The 24,250-nt window shown below is 42.7% G+C and carries 1 protein-coding gene; it reads left to right on the forward strand.

Translation table 11 applies throughout. The annotated features are described in order from the left end of the window. Positions 1–24,250: Ig-like domain-containing protein (locus tag G9H60_RS11810; protein WP_223144264.1), on the forward strand; the 24,250-nt coding region annotated here is incomplete at both ends.

Genomic DNA, 24,250 nt, shown 5'->3' on the forward strand with positions numbered 1-24,250 from the left:
CAGTAACAAGTTACACAGGAGCAAAAAACATTACATTCTCAGGAGCAGCCGCATCTCCAAGTCCAGCAACTACACCAACGATAGCAGGCACGAACTTTGGAACAGCTACAAGCTTGACCTTTACGGCTGGTGTGGCTTCAGGTTCTATGGTCTTGTATAAAGCAGAATCTGCTACGGTAAATGCGACCGATGGCACGATCAACTCGAATACAGGAGGAACATTGAATGTAACGGTGAGTCCAAGTACATTAGATAAGTTTGCCGTTTCATTCACTTCTCCACAAACCAATGGAGTTGCCTTTACTGGTACAAATACCATCACTGCACAAGATGCATACGGAAATACGGTAACGAGTTTCAATGCTTCAACGGATAACATCACCGCAACGACTAATTTAACGGGTGTTGTTTCTGGCTTATCAGGTGGAAACGTCATGAATAGTGTGGGTGATTTTGTGAATGGAGTGGCTAATGTAACAGGACAATTTACCTTTACTGGTACGATTGGAACGGGAACAGCTACCTTCACTTCAGCCTCAGGAAAAACAGGATCTGCCAACGGTGATATCGTAGCAGGTACAGCTACAAAATTAGTCGTAACAGGAACAGGAACACAAACTGCCGGAGGAACACAATCGATAACGATTACAGCTAAAGATCAAAGTGGTAATACAGCTTTAACTTATACCGGAGATAAATCGTTGACTTTCTCAGGAGGGAATAGTTCTTCTAGTCCAGTTACAGCTCCTACAGTGACGGATAAAAATGCTAGTGCTGTCAATTTTGGTACAGCTACCGTGATTACGTTTAGTAATGGGGTGGCTACAGCTAATTTAAAATTATATAAAGCAGAATCTGCTGTGGTTTCAACCACAGATGGAAGCATCTCATCTACTGGTGGAGACAGACTATCTGTGACTGTTACCGAAGCTAGCTTCAGTAAATTGGCAGTAAGTTTAACCAGCCCTCAGATTAATGGTACAGCCTTTACAGGGTCCAACACTGTAACAGCTCAAGATGCTTACGGTAATACATTTACTTCTTTTGATGCATCTCAAAATAATGTGACGGTAACAACTAGTTTAAGTGGTGTTATTTCTGGTTTCTCTGGAGGTGGAGGTACCACCATGCAAACAGCTGGACGCTTTGTCAATGGAGTAGCAGATATTTCCACGCGTTTAACTTATACAGGAACTGCAGGAACAGGAACTTTCACCTTTACTCCCGCTACTGGAACAGGTGTAACAAGTGGTAATGTAGTGATCAACTCAGGTGAAGCAACCAAATTGGTCGTAACTGGTTCTGGTACCCAAACCGCTGGAGGATCGCAGACTATTACGGTTACAGCCAAGGATGCTAGTGGTAATACTGCTACGGGATATACCGGATCACATTTAATTACTTTCACAGGAGCAGCAAGTTCTCCGAGTCCAGTTACGGTACCGACCGTAGCAGGATCTAACTTTGGTACAGAAATTAGTCTAAACTTTAGCAATGGTGTTGCCACTGCTAGTATGGTCTTGTACAAGGCAGAAGTTGCCACTATCACTGCTGTGAATGGAATTATTGTAAGTGCTGGTGCAGATCGTTTGTCGGTGAATGTTAGTCCTGCCGCTTATGCCAAATTAACGACGAACCTAGCCACTCCTCAAGTAAATGGAGTAGCCTTTACAGGAACAAATACTTTAGAAGCAGAAGATGCCTATGGTAACACAGTTACCTCTTTTGATGCCAGTGCAAATAATGTCACAGTTACTACAACATTAACAGGAGCTATTTCAGGATTATCTGGAACGAATAAATTGACAAGTGCTGGAGATTTTGTTTCGGGTATTGCCAATTTAACCAATTTAGGGTTGAAGTATACAGGTGCAGTAGGTACGGGAACATTTACCTTTACTCCACAATCAGGAACTGCTGCTACGAGTGGATCGGTCTCAATTAGTGCTGGCGCAGCTACTAAATTGGTAGTTACAGGAACTGCTTCACAAACTGCTGGCAATGCTCAAACCATTTCTATCACGGCTAAAGATGCTCAAGGAAATACAGCCACTGGATATACAGGATCTCATACAATAACCTTCTCTGGCGCAACTAGTTCTACTAGTCCAGCTACTGCACCTACTGTTGCTTCTACTGATTTTGGTACGGGTACTAGTTTGAATTTCAGTAATGGTGTAGCCACAGCTTCTATGGTATTATATAAAGCGGAATCTGCTATTATTGATGCTACCGATGGCACCATATCAGCAGGAGGGGTAGATCGTTTGTCAGTAACAGTTACAGAAAATAGCTTTAGTAAACTAGCTGTCAGCCTAGCAAGTCCACAAGTGACAGGTATTGCCTTTACGGGAACCAATACCTTGACGGCACAAGATGCTTACGGTAATACGATTACAAGTTTCAATGCTTCAGGAAATAATATTACGGTTAGTACCAGTTTAACAGGTAGTATCACGGGCTTATCTGGAACAAATAAACTATCCAATGGTGCTGATTTCAGCGGAGGAGTAGCTAATTTGACAAGTTTGGGTCTGACATTTACAGGAAATACAGGAACCGGAACTTTCACATTTACCCCAGCAACAGGAACTGCAGTGACAAGTTCAAATGTCACAGTAAATGCTGGAGCTGCCACCAAATTTATACTGACAGGTACATCTACATTAACAGCTGGTGGAAACCAAACGGTTACTATTACCGCTAAAGATGCTCAAGGAAATACAGCAACAGGATATACCGGTGATAAATCCATTGTATTCTCTGGCGCGAACAGCTCTATTAACCCAAGCACCGCAGCTACTGCGCGAGACAAGGATAACGCTGATATTAATTTTGGTACAGTAACGGTCATTACATTTAGCAATGGAGTTGGTACAGCTTTAGTCAAATTATATCGTGCAGAAACGGCTCAGCTTGTAGCCACCCAAGGTGGTGTTACTACTTCTGGTTCAGATCGTTTGACCGTAACAGTTAGTCCAGCTGCTTATAGTAAATTAGCTGTAAGTTTAGCGACACCACAGGTGAATGGCACAGCCTTTACAGGAACAAATACATTAACTGCTCAAGATACATATGGTAATACGGTCCCTAGCTTTGATGCAAGTGCTAATAATGTTACCGTAAGCACCAGCTTAACAGGAGCCATCACTGGATTATCTGGAACAAATAAATTAAGTAGTGCTGGTGACTTTACATCAGGTGTGGCGAATTTAACAAGCCAATTGATCTTCACAGGAACGGTCGGAACAGGAACTTTTACCTTTACACCGCAAAGTGGAGCAGCCGTAACCAGTGGAAGTGTTCAAATTAATTCAGGTGCAGCTACGAAATTAGTTGTTACTGGTTCAAGTTCACAAACTGCAGGAGGTTCTCAAACAATATCCATTACGGCTAAAGATGCAAGCGGAAATACCGCCACAGGCTATACAGGTTCCCATACGATTACTTTCTCTGGAGCAAATAGTTCTTCTAGTCCAGCTACAGCACCTACCGTAGCGACGACTGATTTTGGTACAGGAACAAGTTTAACATTTACCAATGGTGTTGCTACTGCAGCTATGGTATTATACAAAGCTGAATCAGCTCTTGTTGCGGCAACTGATGGAACTATTTCTGCTGGAGGTGCGGATCGTTTGACGGTTACTGTGAGTGCTGCTACTTTCAACAAATTAGCTGTAAGCTTAACGAGTCCTCAAATCAATGGCACAGCTTTCACAGGAACGAATACCTTAACGGCACAAGATGCTTATGGTAACTCGGTTACGAACTTTAATGCATCAGGCAATATCATTACGGTAAGCACCACCTTAACAGGAGGCATTAGTGGATTATCAGGAACAGATAAATTAAATAATGCGGCCGACTTCAGCAGTGGAGTGGCGGATTTAACTAGTCTTGGTTTGATTTATTCGGGAACAGTAGGTACAGGAACTTTCACGTTTACTCCAGCAAGTGGTACAGCAGTAACAAGTGGTAATGTGACCATCAATTCAGGTGCTGCTACTAAATTCATTGTGACTGGAACAGGTACTTTAACCGCCGGAGGAAATCAAACTATCACTATTACAGCCAAAGATGCGAGTGGAAATACGGCTACAGGTTATACCGGAGATAAATCCATTGTATTCTCAGGAGCGAATAGTTCTATAAACCCAAGTACAGCTGCTACTGCCCGAGATAAAGATCTTGCCGATATTAACTTTGGCACAGCTACTGTTGTAACATTTAGTAATGGTGTTGGTACTGCTTTAGTGAAATTATACAAAGCAGAAACAGCTCTTTTAGTGGCGACACAAGGTGGTGTAACAACTTCAGGTTCTGATCGACTAAGTGTTGTAGTTTCCACGGCTACTTTAAATAAATTGGCAGTTAGTTTGGCAAGTCCACAAACCAATGGAACTGCCTTTACCGGAACGAATACCTTAACGGCACAAGATGCTTATGGTAATACTGTGACGACTTTTGCTGCCAATACGAATAATGTAACAGTAACAAGTACCTTAACAGGAACCATCAGTGGATTAGGTTCAGGAGTCAATAATGTATTGAACCAAGCAGGCGACTTTAGCAGTGGTGTAGCAAACTTAACTAGTTTAGGTTTGAAATTTACTGGAACTGTAGGAACGGGTACATTCAGTTTTGCTACTGCTACTGGTGGTGCTACAGGAACTAGTGCTAATGTGACAATCAATCCTGGTTCAGCTACTCGCTTAGTTATTACAGGAACTAGCACGATTACCGCAGGTACTAGTCAAACCATCACTTTAACAGCCAAAGATGCTGAGGGAAATACTGTTACTTCCTACACAGGAGTAAAAGCATTGACCTTCTCTGGAGCTGATGCTTCTCATAATCCAGCCACAGCACCAACGGTAGGTGGGGTTGATTTTGGTAGCAGTACCAATGTAACATTTACCAATGGGGTTGCTACAGCTTCTATGATACTATATGAAGCAGCAGTTGCTAATGTTGTTGCTAATGATGGAAGTATTTCATCATCAGGTGCAGACCGATTGACAGTTACAGTGAATCATAGTACTTTAAATAAATTTGAAGTATCATTTACTACCCCACAAACTAGTGGAGTTGCGTTTACTGGAGTAAATATCATCACAGCAGAAGATGCCTATGGTAATGCCGTGTTAACATTTGATGCCTCGGCAAACAATGTAACAGCCAGCACTAGTTTAGGTGGAGCGATTACAGGTTTATCAGGTACAAATAAATTAAACAGTAATTTAGATTTTGTAAATGGGGTAGCGGACCTTACTGGTAAACTTATATATACTGGAACCTCAGGATCGGGTACGATTACCTTTACTTCTACTACGGGAGGAGCCACCGGTTCGTTCAATGGAGTTATTAACCCAGGCACAGCAACTAAATTTATCATTACAGGTAATAATACAGAAATAGCTGGAAATGCTCAAATGATAACCATTACAGCCAAAGATGCGAGTGGAAATACGGCTACAGCTTATACAGGAACTAAATCCTTAACATTTACTGGGGCAGCTAACTCCATAAATCCATCTACTGTACCAACAGTAGCAGGTACTGATTTTGGAACGGCCACCAATATTTCATTTACGAATGGTGTGGCTACAGCCAGTATGGTTTTATACAAAGCTGAAACGGTCAATGTGGTAGCTACTCAAAGTTCCATTACAACTTCGGGATCAGATCGTTTGAGTGTCTTAGTTTCGGCAGCCACATTCAGTAAATTAGTGTTAAGCTTAACAAGTCCACAAACCAATGGAGTTGCCTTTACGGGAACGAATACCTTAACCGCACAAGATGCTTATGGTAATACTTCCTTATTCAATGCTTCGACTAATCCTGTTACCGTTACGACTTCACTTACCGGAACGATTTCAGGATTATCAGGAACAAATATTTTAAATAGTGCAGGTGACTTCACTGCTGGTGTAGCCAACTTAAGTTCTAGTTTGATTTTCTCTGGAACAGTTGGAACTGGAACATTTACATTTACTCCAACGACGGGTACCGCAGTAACAAGTTCCAATGTAACGATTGGATCAGGTGCGGCTACTAAGTTCGTTATAACTGGAACAGGAACTCAAGTGGCAGGAGCTACGCAAACAATGACCATTACGGCCAAAGATGCGAATGGTAATACAGCTACAGGATATACAGGAAATCATGCTTTAACTTTCTCAGGAGCAAGTTCTTCAGCGAACCCTGTGACTGCAGCTAATGCAACGGATAATACCAGTGCAGCTATTGATTTTGGAACAGCAACCACCATTGCCTTTACTAATGGAGTTGCAACTTCCGATTTGAAATTATATAAAGTAGAAACTGCCAACATTGCTGCCAGTGCTTCTGGTATCAACGCATCTACAGGTAGTGACCGTTTGACCGTTGTGGTTAGTCATGGAGTTGCTACCAAATTCACCGTAAGTTTAGCAAGTCCTCAAAACTCTGGCACAGCCTTTACAGGAACAAATACCTTGACAGCATTCGATGCTTATGGTAACGTGGCTACTACTTTCAATGCTTCAGCCAATGCCATAACGGTAACGTCATCATTGACAGGTACAGTATCGGGATTGAATGGATCTAATGTATTGAACAATGCCGCAGACTTTAGCTCGGGTATTGCTAATTTAACGAGTAAGTTGACATTTACTGGAACAGCAGGTACAGGAACATTTACCTTTACTCCAGCTTCAGGTACTCCAGTGACGAGTGGAAATGTGACTATGGGATCAGGTGCTGCTACGCGTTTAGTAGTTACAGGAACAGGAACACAAACAGCAGGTAGTTCTCAAACGATTACCGTAACGGCTAAAGATGCCAGCGGTAATACTGTTACGACCTATACAGGTGATCATGCCATCACTTTTGCTGGGGCAGCTAGTTCTTCGAATCCTGTGACAGTCCCTACTGTTACGGACAAAACAGCGGCTGCAGTAGATTTTGCTACGGCAACTACCATGACCTTTACTTCTGGGGTAGCCACAGGAAGCATGACCTTGTATAAAGTAGAATCGCCATTTATCACAGCAAGTGCTTCTGGAATTTCTGCTTCTACTGGAGGAGATCGTTTGTCAGTAACAGTAAGTCCAAGTACAGGTTTGAAATTTACAGTTAGTTTGGCGACACCTCAAACTAGTGGACAATCGTTTACAGGGACAAATACCTTAACAGCTTATGACTCATGGGGTAACGTTGCAACAGGATTTAATGCTGCTACCAATAATATTACGGTAAGCACCACATTAACAGGAACCATTACAGGTTTAACAGGTACGAACAAATTAAATAATGTAAGTGATTTCACTAACGGTGTTTCTTCTGTTTCAGGCTTAACCTTTACAGGAAATGCAGGTACAGGAACATTTACCTTCACCCCAGCTTCTGGAACAGCAGTAACAAGTTCTAACGTGACTATCAATGCAGGTACTGTAAGTAAATTGGTGATTACTGGTTCAGGTACTCAAACTGCAGGGGTAGCTCAAACCATCACCATAACAGCTAAAGATGCCGATGGTAATACAGTAAGTGGTTATGCTGGAGATAAAACCTTAACCTTCTCTGGGGCATCGAGTTCGGTGAATCCAGTAACTGCACCTACGGTAACCAACAAAAACGCTTCAGCCATTAATCTTGGAAGTAATACCATTGTGACATTCACGAATGGGGTTGGTACCGCTTCTATGATTTTATATAAGGCAGAATCGGCACTGGTTTCAGTAACTGATGGAACGGTAAGCTCTTCATCCAATGGAGATAAATTAAGTGTGGCAGTGAGTGGAGCAACAGCTTCTAAATTAGTGGCTACTACTTTATCTCCATCATACCCAACCATGGGATCGAATAACGTGACCTTGAACGCCTTGGTACAAGATCCTTATGGTAACCAAGTGAATGTTTCATCCAATACAACCATACAATTGGGATTGACCATTGGCGGAGTAGATAAAACGGATAAATTAGTTCGCACAACCTCAGGAGGGGTATTATTAGGAAATCCAGTAAGCGTGACAATTAATGCAGGAAGTAGTTCATTCTTAATTGATTATTTACGCTTTACTGAGTCCACTAGAAATGCACCAGGCTATACTTACAATAATAATGCCATAGTAACTACAACGGCAATATCGGGAATGAGTTTGTCGTCTAGTTCAACAGGATCATTTACTATTACTGAAGGTGCCATTTATCAACCTACTTCAAGTGGAAACTGGACAGCAGTTGGCTGGGAAGTATCTACCGATGGAGGAAACAGCTTTGGAGCAAGTTCTGCACCAACTCAAACTTCTCAAGGAGAATATGATATAGTGAAAATTCCATCAGGAATTACCACTACTTTAAATACCAATATTGAATTATACAGTTTGATTATAGATGGGGTATTTGACTTACCTTCAGGTAATACATTGACCTTAAAGCACGCAGTTAATCCTGCGGCTGAGTACAACATTCACACCCACGGAACATTCAAAAACTCGGGTGGAACTTTTGTGAACACTTTAGGTTCAGAATTATTAGCCTTCCACGGAGGTACCTATGAGCATGCAAGAAACGGAGGTTCAATTCCTGCTTCTACCTGGTCAAGCAATGCAGGTGCAGGTACCCATGCTTTATTAAAAGTTAATGGAATTACGACGACAGCATTGACTGGCGGTTTAGACCAAAACTTCATGAATGTGGAGTGGAATAATGCTTCTCAAAGTGTTACACAAACATTGCATGGAAATATCAGTGTTTCTCAAAACTTTAATTTAGCTAGTGGTGATTTAGCCATTGGATCAAATACATTGACACTGGATGGGTCTATGTCGAGCATAACCGGAAATTTACTGGGTAGTTCAAGTTCTAATTTGGTTGTCAATACGACTTCAGGAACACCAACATTCAGCTTTAAATCGGGTTCTCGTCAATTAGGTAACTTAACAGTCAATACCTCTTCTGGAATTGCTTTAGATTCAGATGTTTTAATCAATGGTACTTTGACATTCCAAAATGGAAAAGTGGTGACCAATGGGGCTAATATTTTGTCATTAAGCAATGGAGCTAGTATTTCTGGTGCTGGAAGTGCTAAATATGTTCAAGGTAAATTGGCAAGAGGAATTCCTCAAAACTCCAGCGCGGTAGATTTCCCTATAGGTGATTCTGGAAACTATGCTCCATTGAGTTTATCATTTGCAGGAAGATCTGGGAATTTAACCATTACCACATCAACTGCAGTTCTTGGTTCAACTCCAGCTGTTGCATCAGGTATTAGTCAGTCCAAATACATCAACCGTTTTTGGATCATAAATGACTTAGACAATACATCAGGAACCTATACTTCATTGGATGCAACCATGAATTATGTGGGTGGAGATGTACAAGGAAGTGCCAATACAGCGGCCATCATTGTTAGAAAAAAATTAGGTGATGTTTGGTCAATAGGTAATGCCGGAACAAGAACAAGTACTTCGGTTCAAAGTTCAGGATTTACTTCATTAGGAGATTTTTATGCAGGTGAAACTGCTGGAACGAATAAGTTTGTATTGAATGCACCAGCCAATATAGCTGCGGGTACTCGTGCGGCTTATACCGTTTCTCGTCGTGATATTGCCAACTTATCCAACACCGTGGGTGCTCAAACCGTGTACTTATATAGTACAGGTGGTACATTCCATAGTACGGCTAATAACGGAGTTCTTTTAACTTCTGTGACTATTGCGGATGGAGACTCAGTAGCTAACTTCTGGTATAGACATACGGTAGCAGGTAACTACACCATCACTGTTTCTGAAGCTACGCCAAGTGCAAATGGGGCAAGCGGTATATTAGATGCATCAGACAATATTACTGTTAATCCAGCCAGTGTGGATGCCGCAGTTTCTACTTTATTACCTACCTCTGCTAGTATCACAGCGGATGGGGCCAGTACTCAGGTATTGACTGTTAGAGCCAAAGACGAATTTGGTAATAACATCACTTCAGGAGGTGCAACAGTAACAATAACCAAACTTTCGGGAACAGGTACGATAAGTGCAGTAAGTGATGGAGGAGCAGGAACTTATACAGCTACTGTAACGGCAGCAAGTGCCTCTGGTTCTGGTGTGTTTGTGGCTACCATTGGTGGAGCTGAAGTGAAAAGTGGTTCTGGAGTTCAAACAGAAGCAACTGTGACCTATGTTCCAGGTTCTATTGATGCAGCTATTTCAACGTTGACACCAACAAGTGCAAGTATTACAGCAGATGGAATTACTACTCAAACATTAACAGTAACTGCTAAAGATGCTAATGGAAATAATATTGGTGTAGGAGGAGCAACAGTCACGATAACGAAATTGTCTGGGTCAGGTAGTATTGGTACTGTAAGTGATGCAGGAAATGGAAATTATACTGCTATAGTCACTTCACCGACCACAGCAGGTTCAGGTGTATTTGTGGCTACGATTGGTGGAATAGCCGTGAAAAATGGCGGTGGTTCACAAACACAATCGACTATTACCTTTGCTCCAGGGGCTGCCACTAAATTAGTGGTGACAGGAACTGGTACTCAAACGGCAGGAGGTACACAAACCATCACTGTAACGGCGAAAGATGCTAATGGTAACACGGCAACCACTTACACTGGTTCACATAGCATTACCTTCTCGGGTGCGGCTAGTTCTTTGAGCCCAAGCACGGCACCTACAGTAGCTGGTACTAATTTTGGAACAGGAACAAGTTTAACATTTACGGATGGTGTAGCCACTGCATCCTTGAGATTATATAAAGCGGAGGCAGCAACAGTTTCTGCCACAGATGGAACTATTTCATCAACAGGTGGGGATCGACTTTCTGTAACAGTAAGCCCTAGTACACTAAGCAAATTTGCTGTAGAGTTAACATCTCCTCAAATCAATGCCGTAGCATGGACTGGTGTAAATACCGTAACTGCCCAAGATGCTTATGGAAATACCGTAACGACTTTTGATGCTTCCCAAGACATCATTACTGTTACGGGTGTTCCTGCAGTAGGAGTAGTTATCTCTGGATTATCTGGTGGAGATAAATTAAATTCTGCTTCTGATTTTGTGAACGGAGTTTCGAACTTAACCAATAAATTAACCTTAACAGGTAATTCAGGAACTGGTGCCTTAGTTTTTACTTCGGCTTCAGGTGCTACCGGAACAGATTCAGGAGATATATTGCCAGGCGATGCCACTAAATTTGTTATTACTGGTAATACGACTCAAACAGCTGGAGGATCTCAGACCATTACGGTAACTGCCAAAGACGTTTCAGGCAACACAGCTACAGGATATACTGGAAATAAATCCATTACTTTCTCTGGTGCGGCAAGTTCTGCAAGTCCAGCAACAGCTCCAACAGTAGCAAGTACCAATTTTGGAACAGCCACTACCCTGAACTTTAGCAATGGTGTGGCTAATGCTTCTATGTCGCTTTATAAAGCTGAATCTGCAGTGATTGTAGCTACTCAAGGTGCTATTACTACCTCTGGGTCAGATCGATTGTCTGTCAGTGTAAGTGCCACAGACTTCTCGAAACTAGCTGTAAGTTTAACTAGTCCACAAGTGAGTGGCGTTTTATTTACAGGTACCAATAATTTAACAGCTTTAGATGCTTATGGTAATACGGTAACAACATTCAATGCTGCGTTAAATCATATTACTGTAACGACTAGTTTATCAGGTACTATCTCAGGTTTTGTAGGAGGGGATGTCATATTAGCTGCCGAAAGATTTGTCAATGGAGTAGCAGATATTTCGGGTTGGATGAGATATTCTGGAACTGCAGGAACAGGAACCTTTACGTTTACCCCAGCTACGGGTACGGCGGTTACTAGTTCTTCTATCACAATTAACGCTGGCACGGCAACGAAATTAGTGATTACAGGAAATGCGAATCAAACAGCCGGAGCTTCTCAAACCATAACAGTAACGGCAAAAGATGCACAAGGAAATACGGCTACAAGTTATACCGGAGCTCATAGTATTACCTTCTCGGGAGCCAATAGTTCATTAAGTCCAAGTACGGCACCTACGGTGGCTACTACTGATTTTGGTACAGGAACAAGCTTAACATTTACCAATGGTGTTGCTACGGCAGCTATGGTATTGTACAAGGCAGAATCTGCCTTTGTTGCAGCTACTGATGGTACTATTTCAGCTGGAGGTGCAGACCGACTAGCTGTGGCGGTGACAGCTACCAGCTTCAGCAAATTGGCAGTAAGCTTGGCAAGTCCGCAAGTGAATGGCACAGCCTTTACAGGAACGAATACCTTGACAGCACAAGATGCGTATGGTAACACGGTTACTAGCTTTAATACCTCAGGCAATAACGTGACAGTGACGACTAGTTTAACAGGAAGCATTACTGGCTTATCCGGAACAAATAAATTAAATAACGCAGCTGACTTCAGTAGTGGAATAGCGAATTTGACTAGCCTAGGCTTGACATTCACAGGAACCTCAGGTTCTGGAACATTTACGTTTAGTCCAGCTACAGGAACAGCGGTGACAAGTTCAAGTGTTACCGTGAGTGCGGGTGAAGCCACTAAATTGGTAGTAACAGGAACAGGCACACAAACAGCCGGAGGAACTCAGACCATTACGGTAACTGCCAAAGATGCCAATGGAAATACAGCAGCTACCTATACAGGAACAAAATCCATTACCTTCTCAGGAGCAGCTAGTTCATCTAGCCCTGCCACAGCACCAACGGTAGCAAGTACAAACTTTGGTCAAAGCACAAGCATGAGCTTTAGCAACGGTGTAGCCACAGCGACTATGGCCTTGTATAAAGCAGAAAGTGCCACGATAGCAGCTACCGACGGAACTTTGTCGGCAGGAGGTTCAGACCGATTATCAGTAACCGTTAGTCCAGCAGCATATAGCAAATTAGCGGTAAGCTTAGCAACACCACAGGTGAATGCCACGGCCTTTACAGGAACGAACACATTAACAGCCCAAGATGCATATGGAAATACGGTTTCTAGCTTTGATGCTAGTGCCAATAATGTTACGGTAACCACAAGCTTAACTGGAACAATTTCTGGATTATCCGGAGCGAATAAATTAAGTAGTGCAGGAGACTTTACGGCAGGTGTGGCGAATTTATCAAGCCAATTGATCTTCACCGGAACGGTAGGAACAGGAACCTTTACTTTCACTCCACAAAGCGGAACCGCAGTAACGAGTGGAAGTGTACAAGTTAACTCAGGAGCAGCTACCCACTTAATGATTACGGGTAATGCAAGTCAGAATGCGGGCGAAGCCCAAACGATAACGATTAGAGCGGTAGATGCGAGTCATAATACAGCGACAGGCTATACAGGCACGAAGAGTTTAACCTTCTCAGGAGCAGCTAGCTCAAGCAGCCCTGTGACTGTGGCAACAGCCGATGGAACGAACTTTGGAACAGCGACTAGTGTCGTATTTACCAATGGTATAGCGACAGCATCGATAATCTTGTACAAGGCAGAAAGTGCCGTGATAAGAACAACAGACGGGACTATTTCAGCGACAGGAAATACGCATGAATTACCAGTAACGGTATTAGCAGCTAGCTTCAGCAAATTGGCAGTAAGCTTGGCAAGTCCACAAGTGAATGGCACAGCCTTTACGGGAACGAATACCTTGACAGCACAAGATGCGTATGGTAACACGGTTACTAGCTTTAATGCCTCAGGCAATAACGTGACAGTGACGACTAGTTTAACAGGAAGCATTACGGGCTTATCCGGAACAAATAAATTAAATAACGCAGCTGACTTCAGCAGTGGAATAGCGAATTTGACTAGCCTAGGCTTGACATTCACAGGAACCTCAGGTTCTGGAACATTTACGTTTAGTCCAGCTACAGGAACAGCGGTGACAAGTTCAAGCGTTACCGTGAGTGCGGGTGAAGCCACTAAATTGGTAGTAACAGGAACAGGCACACAAACAGCCGGAGGAACTCAGACCATTACGGTAACTGCCAAAGATGCCAATGGAAATACAGCAGCTACCTATACAGGAACAAAATCCATTACCTTCTCAGGAGCAGCTAGTTCATCTAGCCCTGCCACAGCACCAACGGTAGCAAGTACAAACTTTGGTCAAAGCACAAGCATGAGCTTTAGCAACGGTGTAGCCACAGCGACTATGGCCTTGTATAAAGCAGAAAGTGCCACGATAGCAGCTACCGACGGAACTTTGTCGGCAGGAGGTTCAGACCGATTATCAGTAACCGTTAGTCCAGCAGCATATAGCAAATTAGCGGTAAGCTTAGCAACACCACAGGTGAATGCCACGGCCTTTACAGGAACGAACACATTAACAGCCCAAGATGCATATGGAAATACGGTTTCTAGCTTTGATGCTAGTGCCAATAATGTTACGGTAACCACAAGCTTAACTGGAACAATTTCTGGATTATCCGGAGCGAATAAATTAAGTAGTGCAGGAGACTTTACGGCAGGTGTGGCGAATTTATCAAGCCAATTGATCTTCACCGGAACGGTAGGAACAGGAACCTTTACTTTCACTCCACAAAGCGGAACCGCAGTAACGAGTGGAAGTGTACAAGTTAACTCAGGAGCAGCTACCCACTTAATGATTACGGGTAATGCAAGTCAGAATGCGGGCGAAGCCCAAACGATAACGATTAGAGCGGTAGATGCGAGTCATAATACAGCGACAGGCTATACAGGCACGAAGAGTTTAACCTTCTCAGGAGCAGCTAGCTCAAGCAGCCCTGTGACTGTGGCAACAGCTGATGGAACGAACTTTGGAACAGCGACTAGTGTCGTATTTACCAATGGTATAGCTACAGCATCGATGGTGTTGTACAAGGCAGAAAGTGCCGTGATAAGAACAACAGACGGGACTATTTCAGCGACAGGAAATACGCATGAATTACCAGTAACGGTGTTAGCAGCTAGCTTCAACAAATTGGCAGTAAGCTTGGCAAGTCCGCAAGTGAATGGCACGGCCTTTACGGGAACGAATACCTTGACAGCACAAGATGCGTATGGTAACACGGTTACTAGCTTTAATGCTAATTCCAATAATATTACGGTAAGCACGACATTAACAGGTGCAATTACTGGCTTATCTGGTACTAATAAATTATCTGGAGCAGATGATTTTGTCAATGGAGTGGCAGATTTAACTTCATTGAGTTTAACCTTTACAGGAACAGTAGGAACTGGAACATTTACGTTTGCACCTGCCACAGGAACTGGAATTACTTCGGGTAATGTCACATTCAGTCCAGGTATTGCTACCCGTATGATTGTAACGGGTTCGACCACAGGAACAGCGGGTACGGCACAAACTGTAACATTAACAGCTAAAGATGCTAGTGGTAATACCGTTACAACTTACACTGGTGATAAGTCCATTGTATTTACAGGCGCTATTTTAAGTGCTAATCCATCCGTTGCACCAACGGTAACGGATAAGAATTCGGCAGCGGTTAATTTTGGTACTGCGGCTACCATTACCTTTACTAATGGTGTGGCTACTACCAGCATGACCTTATATCGTGCGGAAGTAGCTAGTATAGTTGCAACCCAAGGGGGTGTAACATCAACAGGTTCAGATAGATTGATTACTACTTACTCGGCTAATACATTATCTAAGTTTGCGGTTTCATTAACCAATTCACAGATAAATGGTACAGCCTTTACAGGTTCGAATAACTTAACGGCTCAAGATTTCTGGGCTAATACGGTAACGACATTTGATGCCAGTGCTAACAACGTAACGGTGACTACTAGTTTGACTGGAGCTATTTCTGGTTTAACTGGAACCAATAAATTATCGGGTGCTGGAGATTTTGTCAACGGAGTAGCTAATTTAACTAGCAAACTAATCTTTACAGGAACGTCAGGAACTGGGACATTCACTTTCGCTTCGGCCACTGGTGGAGCTACAGTAACAAGTGCCAATGTTACGGTAGTAGGAGGGGCTGCAACCAAATTACGTATTACAGGTAGTGCTTCAGAAACTGCAGGAGCAGCACAAAGTATATCTATAACGGCATTAGATGCCAATGGAAATACCGCAGTAGCATACACAGGAAGCAAGAGCTTGACCTTCTCAGGTGCCAATGCTTCTTTATCTCCTGCCACCAATCCTACAGTAGCTGGTGTTGATTTTGGAACTACTACCAATTTGACATTTACAAGTGGAGTAGCCAATGGTAATTTAGTATTGTACAAGGCTGAAAATGCTTTGGTGGCTGTTACTGATGGTACTTTATCCGCTTCCGGTTCAGATCGTCTGAGTGTAACAATAGCTTCTTCAAGCTATAGTAAACTAGCCGTGACTTTAGCAAGCCCTCAAAGTAATGGAGTAGCCTTTACAGGTACCAATAACTTGACTGCTCAAGATGATTATGGTAATACCGTAACTACATTCAATGCTTCATCTAACAATATCACCGTTACAACTAGTTTAACTGGTAGTATTTCAGGATTATCGGGTACCAATAAATTGACATCTTCTGGAGACTTCGTGAATGGAGTAGCTAATTTAACATCTGCATTAACCTTTACTGGTACTAGTGGAACGGGTACATTTACCTTTAGTCCTGTCACAGGTACTGCGGTTACATCGAGTAATGTGACGATTGGCTCAGGAACCGCTACTAAATTAGTTATCACAGGAGCTTCTGCTACTCAAACTGCTGGAGGAACTCAGACCATTTCGGTAACTGCCAAAGATGCCAATGGTAATACGGTAACTTCTTATACAGGAACGAAATCCATTACCTTCTCAGGGGCTAATGCATCTAGCAATCCAGTAACAAATCCAACTGTGGCGGGAACCAATGTTGGAACGGCAACGAACATTAGTTTCACTAATGGGGTAGCTACAGCAAGCCTTGCTCTATTTAAAGCAGAAACACTTGACTTAGCAGCTACCGATGGAAGTATCTCTGCCGCAGGTTCTGATCGATTCAATGTTACAGTAAGTGCATCTACTTATACCAAATTGGTGGCAAGTTTGGCAACACCTCAAACAAATGGAACGGCATTTACAGGAACGAATACTTTAACTGCACAAGATGCCTATGGTAATACAGTAGCATTTAATGCATCTACGAATAATGTGACAGTAAGCACAACCTTAACGGGTGGGATAACTGGATTATCAGGTACAGATAAATTGACGAATAGTAATGATTTTGTTAATGGTGTAGCTAACTTAAGCAGTTTAGGATTAACCTTTACAGGTACTTCGGGAACTGGTACATTTACCTTCACTCCAGCTACAGGAACTGCTGCTACGAGTGCCAATGTTACTGTAAACCCTGGAACTGTTAGTCGATTAGTCATTACAGGAACGGCTAGTGTGACTGCTGGAGATACACAAACCATTACTTTACGAGCTAAAGATGCTAGTGGTAATGTGGTCACCACCTATACAGGAGATAAATCGATTGTGTTCTCAGGAGCAAATCAAACAAATTCACCTGTGGTAAATCCTACAGTTAGTGATAAAACCAGTGCCAACGTAAACTTTGGAACAGCTACTACCATCACATTTACTAATGGTGAGGCAACGGCATCCATGAAATTATACCGAGCTGAATCAGCACTGATTGTAGCGACAGAAGGGGCATTAGCTTCTTCCGGAGCGGATCGTTTAAGTGTGGCAGTGGCATATGGAAGTTTAAGTAAGTTTGCGGTTAATTTGGCATCCCCTCAAGTTAATGCGACTGCCTTTACAGGTACGAATGAAATTACGGCACAAGATACTTACAGTAATACCGTCTTGAATTTCAACGCGAGTACAAATAATGTGACGATATCAACCTCATTGTCAGGTGCCATTTCAGGTTTAAGTGGAACCAACAAATTATCCAGTGCAGGTGATTTTGTGAGTGGTGTTGCCAACTTGACGACCAAATTAATTTACACAGGTACTTCAGGTGCAGGAACATTTACCGCATTAGCGGCTACTGGTGGAGCTACAGGAACAAGTTCGTCCATTACAATTTCTAGTAGTTTAGCTAGCAAATTAGTGATAACAGGTACAGGAACTGGAACAGCAGGATCTGCTCAAACCATTACTATTACAGCTAAGGATGCAAGTGGAAACACGGCAACAGGATATACGGGAACAAAAAGTTTAACCTTCTCTGGAGCTACTAGTTCGACTTCTCCAGTAACGGCTCCAACGATAGCTGGAACCAATATTGGAACTGCAACGAACATAAGCTTCACCAATGGTGTTGCTTCAGCAAGTTTTGTTCCATATAAAGCAGAGACGGCCACCCTTGATGTAACTGATGGTACTATATTGGCTGCAGGATCAGATAGGTTAGCAGTAACGGTTTCTGAATCATCATTCACAAAATTGGCAGTGAGTTTGGCTAGTCCACAAGTGAACGGAACAGCCTTCACAGGAACGAATACCTTAACCGCACAAGATGCCTATGGTAATGCGGTGACCAGTTTTACAGCTTCAACTAACAACATTACAGTAACCAAGACATTAACTGGTACAATTACTGGATTAAGTGGTGGAGCAGTCTTGAATGCTCACGGAGACTTTGTGAATGGGGTAGCTAATTTGACATCCAAATTACTCTTTACAGGAACATCGGGTACTGGTACATTTACTTTTAGCCCTGCTACAGGAACAGCAGTAACGAGTGGAAATGTGGTAGTTAATCCAGGTGCTGCAACTAAATTGGTGATTACAGCCACTCCTGGAGCTATCACCGCTGGTACAACAAAAGCAATCACCATCACAGCGCAAGATGCCAGTGGAAATACGACCACTTCTTATGCAGGTGATAAGAATTTAATTTTCTCTACTTCTACGACTCCATCAAAAGTGCCAACAGCTAGCAATAAAAATGCTGTTGATATTGATTTTGGATTAACCACTGTGGTCACCTTTGTTAATGGAGTTGGAACAAGTACCTTAAAAGGATATAAATCTGAGTTAACTACTGTTAGCGTAACAGATGGTACGATCAGTTCAAGTGGTGGAGGTAATTTACCTTTGGATATTACTCCAGGCACTTTCAGTAAATTAGCAGTAAGTTTGGCTAGTCCTCAAACATCTGGAACGGCATTTACAGGAGTGAATACCTTAACTGCTCAAGATGAATTTGGTAACACGGTAAATTTAGATGCTTCTACCAATAATGTAACGGTTACTAGTAGCCTTGGAGGAACGATCACTGGATTGTCTGGTACCAATAAATTAAATAATGCCAATGATTTTGTCGGTGGTGTAGCTAACTTAACCACATTAGGATTAATCTATACAGGTGCATCTGGAACAGGAACGTTTACCTTTACACCTGCTACAGGAACAGCTATCACCAGCAGTAACGTGACCATTAATCCAGGTACAGTAAGTCGACTTGAAATTACGGGAACAGGAACACAAATGGCAGGAGGGTCTCAGACCATCACTTTACGCGCAAAAGATGCTAGTGGCAATATAGTGCCTTCTTACACGGGAGATAAGTCCATTGTATTCTCTGGTGCATTATCGTCTACCAATCCGTTCGTTAATCCAACGGTAACGGATAAGAATAGTACCGCTGTAAATTTTGGAACTGCTACTATCATCACATTTACCAATGGTGTAGCTTCAGCAACCATGAAACTATATCGCGCTGAAACCTCAACCATTGTTGCTACACAAGGAGCCTTGGCCTCAAGTGGAGGAGATCGTTTAAGCGTTGTGGTTTCTCCAGCCAGCTTATCTAAATTTGCGGTTGCATTATCTACTCCACAAATCAATGGTCAAGCATTTACTTCATCCAATATTATTACAGCACAAGATGCTTATGGTAATACGGTAACAAGTTTTGATGCCAGTGCAAATAATGTAACAGTGACCACCAGCTTAACAGGTAGTATAACTGGTTTATCAGGTACTAATAAGTTATCTAGTGCAGGAGACTTTGTCAATGGAATTAGTGACTTATCGAGCAAACTAACCTTTACCGGAACATCTGGAACAGGAACATTTACCTTTACTTCTACTACGGGTGGAATTACAGGAACTAGTGCCAATATTGCCATCAATGGTGGTACTGCAACTAAATTAGTGATTTCTGGAAATGCCACTCAAACGGCTGGTTCTTCACAAACCATTACTTTAACGGCACAGGATGCTAATGGTAATACAGCTATTGCATATACCGGAGTTAAGAGCATTACTTTCTCTGGAGCGACAAGCTCTCCAAGTCCAGCAACCAATCCTACGGTTAGTGGAGTGAACTTTGGAACAGCTATTAACGTAACCTTTACGAATGGTGTAGCTTCAGCTAACATGATATTGTTTAAGGCAGAAAGCGCTGTTGTGTCTGCTACGGATGCTAGTATTTCAACTTCTGGTTCAGACAGATTGACTGTGGCTGTTTCTGCTGCTTCATTCTCTAAATTGAGTGTAAGCTTGGCAAGTCCTCAAAATAGTGGTGTCGCATTTACAGGTACAAATACTTTGACTGCGCTAGATGCTTATGGTAATACCGTAACTGGATTTGATGCCAGTGCGAATCCGATTACCATTACAAGTACATTGACAGGAAGCATTACTGGGTACACAGCTAATGTCATGAACCAAGCGGGTAATTTCTCCAGTGGTGTTGCCAACTTATCATCTAGTTTGGTATTTACTGGAACAGCTGGAACAGGTACATTTACCTTTACCCCTCAATCAGGGACAGCTGTTACATCAGGCAATGTGACCATCAATGCAGGTGCTGCCACAAAATTATTCATTACTGGTACTGGTACACAAACAGCTGGAGCCTCACAAACTATTACCATCACAGCAAAAGATGCAAGTGGAAACACAGCAGCTTCTTATACTGGTGACAAAAACTTGACATTCTCTGGTGCTAATAGTTCTGCTAATCCAGCAACAGCACCTACGGCTACGAACAAAAATAGTGTAGCAACCAATTTGGGATCTACGACTGTAGTAAGCTTCACCAATGGTGTTGCGACTGCTGATTTAAAAGTATATAAAGCTGAAAGTGCTGAAATTCAAGTAACTGATGGTACGATTAACTCAACAGTTGGCGGTAGTTTGTCAATCACGGTTAGTCCAGCTGCCTTCTCTAAATTGGCAGTAAGTTTAGTTGGATCTCAAGCCAATGGGGTGGCCTTCACAGGTAGCAATACCTTGACAGCTTTAGATGCTTATGGTAATACAGTAACAGGATTTGATGCTTCTGGAAATAATATTACCGTAACGACTAGTTTAACAGGTAGCATTTCGGGATTATCTGGAACTGATAAATTATCGAGTGCAGGTGACTTTAGCAATGGTATTGCCAACTTGTCAAGCCTGGGAATGAAGTTTACAGGAACCGTGGGTACGGGTACATTTACCTTTACACCAACTAGTGGAACGGCAGTAACTTCTGGCAATGTATCGATAGGTTCTGGTGTAGCTACTCGTTTGGTGGTAACAGGAACAGGTACACAAACAGCAGGTGGTACACAAACCATTACAATTACCGCTAAAGATGCCAATGGAAATACCGTAACCTCTTACACAGGAGATCACGCATTAACCATCTCGGGAGCGAATGATTCAAATAATCCAATCGTTCACCCAACAGTTATAGATAAAAATGCGGTAGAACAAGATATTCACACGGGAGCAACATTGACATTTACGAATGGAGTTGCAACTACAACCTTGGCGCTATACACTGCGGAAGTAGCTAACTTGGCTGTAAGTGATGGTAGTATTAGTGCTGCTGGTGCAGATCGCTTAACCGTAACAGTTAGTCCTAGCACATTTAGTAAACTGGTCGTAAGTTTAAGTTCTCCACAAACTAACCGGGTAGCCTTTACAGGAACCAATACCTTAACGGCACAAGATGCTTATGGCAATACAGTTACAAGCTTTAGTGCCTCAAGTAACAATGTTACAGTAACAACTGCCTTAACAGGTACTATTTCTGGATTATCAGGAACCAATAAATTAACCAGTGGTAGCGATTTCGTGAATGGAGTGGCTAATTTGACAAGTCTAGGATTGAAATACTCAGGAACTATAGGTACAGGTACATTTACATTTACCCCAGCTTCGGGTTCTGCTGCGGTAAGTACGAGTATCACTATGGGTGCTGGTCCAGCTGATCACATCATGATTGTTGGAACTGAAACTCAAACTGCAGGAACTTCTCAATCATTGACTATTCGTGTCGTAGATGCGAACCATAATACAGTTACTTCCTATGCTGGAACTAAAACCTTAGTTTTCTCAGGAGCCAATAGCTCTACAAGTCCAGTAACAGCTCCAACTGTCAATGGAACAGCATTTGGTTCGAATACTTCAGTTGTGTTTACTTCTGGTATTGCTACCGTTTCATTAACCTTGTATAAAGCTGAAAATGCTGTAGTTCAAGTTTCGGATGGTACTTTAGTGGCAGTAGGAAATCACCACGAATTACCTGTAACGGTATCTGCTACAAGTTTCAATAAATTAGCAGTAAGTCTTGCTAGTCCTCAAAATAGTGGAATAGCCTTTACTGGTACCAATACATTACAAGCATTGGATGCTTATGGTAACTTAGTAACTACCTTCAATGCAGCAGGAAATAATGTGACCGTTACAGTTAACACTTTAACTGGTTCTATATCTGGTTTATCTGGAACGAATGTATTGAATGCTGGTGCTGACTTCTCTGGAGGTGTTGCGAATTTGACAAGCCTAGGTTTAGTTTATACAGGTAACACAGGCACAGGAACCTTCACGTTCACACCGGCTAGCGGAACGGCAGTAACGAGTGGAAATGTAACGATAGGAGCAGGATCTGCTAGCAAGTTCATAGTAACTGGAACAGGCACACAGACAGCCGGTGCAAGCCAGAACATCACGATTACAGCGAAAGATGCAAGTGGCAATACCGCTACTGGATATACTGGAGCTAAGTCGATTACCTTCAGCGGAGCAAATGCATCCTCTAGTCCAGCTACTAACCCAACGGTAGCCGGAACCAACTTTGGTACAGCCACTAGCGTAACCTTCAGTAATGGAGTAGCGACTGTGAGCATGAGCTTATACAAAGTTGAGTCTGCCTCAGTGGTAGCAACCGATGGTTCAGTAACCACGAGTGGATCAGATCGTTTGAGTGTAACTGTGAGCCCAGCAACCTTCAGCAAATTAGCATTAAGCTTGGTAGGACCACAGACCAATGGAATTGCGTTTAGTGGCACGAATAGCTTAACAGCCTTGGATGCTTATGGCAACGTGGTAACAGGCTTTGATGCATCTGGTAATAATGTAACAGTAACGACAAGTTTAACAGGAAGTATTACAGGCTTATCGGGCACGAATAAATTAACTAGTGCAAGTGACTTTGTGAATGGAGTAGCGAACTTGACAAGCTTAGGCTTGAAGTTCACAGGAACAGTAGGTTCAGGAACTTTCACGTTCACTCCAGCAACAGGAACTGCTGTAACTAGTGGAAGTATCAGTATCAACAGTGGTTCAGCCACCTATTTAGTCATTACTGGTACAGGCACTCAGACAGCGGGTGGAACACAAACCATAACGATTACAGCGAAAGATGCGCAAGGCAATACAGCAACTACTTACACAGGAGATAAGAGTTTAACTTTCTCAGGTGCCAATAGTTCTACTTCTCCTACTACCGCTCCTTCGGTCAACACTACGGCCTTTGCATCTGCAACTACCGTTAATTTCAGCAGTGGTGTAGCTACAGCTACTTTAGCACTTTACCGTGCTGAATCCGCTACCGTGGCAGTGAGTGATGGAACAATTGCTGCTGCAGGTTCTGATCGACTTAGCATCACTGTAAGTGCTGCTAGCTTAAGTAAATTCGCTTTGAGTTTTAATTCTCCGCAAAGTAGTGGGGTAGCCTTTACCGGTACGAATACCATAACGGCACAAGATGCTTACGGCAATACGGTAACAGGCTTTAGTGCTGCTACGAACAATGTTACGATTACATCTAACTTAACTGGTAGTATTTCTGGTTTATCTGGAACAAATAAATTAAGTGGTGCAGGTGACTTTGTCAGTGGCGTAGCTGATGTGGCTAGTAGCCTTATTTTCACAGGTAATACCGGTAATGGAACATTTACCGCAACTGCAACAACTGGTGGAGCTACTGGAACGAGTCTAGTAACCATTGGTGCTGGTGCTGCGACGAAATTAGTTATCACAGGTTCAAGCACCCAAACGGCTGGAGCCAGTCAAACGATTACCATAACGGCTAAAGATGCGAGTGGAAACACTGCGAGCGGATATACCGGAGCTAAGAGCTTAAC

The sequence above is a fragment of the Aquirufa aurantiipilula genome (assembly GCF_019923745.1).
GTDB classification, from domain to species: domain Bacteria; phylum Bacteroidota; class Bacteroidia; order Cytophagales; family Spirosomataceae; genus Aquirufa; species Aquirufa aurantiipilula.